This window comes from Clostridioides sp. ZZV14-6387 (genome assembly GCF_020657835.1).
Lineage (GTDB): Bacteria > Bacillota > Clostridia > Peptostreptococcales > Peptostreptococcaceae > Clostridioides > Clostridioides difficile_A.
The window spans coordinates 1-297 of the sequence record NZ_JAGWCW010000153.1 but is presented as its reverse complement, the minus strand read 5'-3'; the positions used below and the strand labels follow the sequence as shown (position 1 = coordinate 297).

1 rRNA gene is annotated in these 297 nt (G+C 48.8%); it reads right to left on the bottom strand.

Going from position 1 to position 297, the window contains the following annotated elements:
- Positions 1 to 297: ribosomal RNA gene (locus tag KGF38_RS20190) — 16S ribosomal RNA — on the bottom strand; the annotation flags it as partial.

Sequence of the window (297 nt, the reverse complement as noted above, 5' to 3'; positions counted from 1 at the left end):
GACTACTAGGGTATCTAATCCTGTTTGATACCCACACTTTCGAGCATCAGCGTCAGTTACAATCCAGTAAGCTGCCTTCGCAATCGGAGTTCTTCGTGATATCTAAGCATTTCACCGCTACACCACGAATTCCGCCTACCTCTGTTGCACTCAAGGTCGCCAGTATCAACTGCAATTTTACGGTTGAGCCGCAAACTTTCACAACTGACTTAACAACCCGCCTACGCTCCCTTTAAACCCAATAAATCCGGATAACGCTCGGATCCTCCGTATTACCGCGGCTGCTGGCACGGAGTT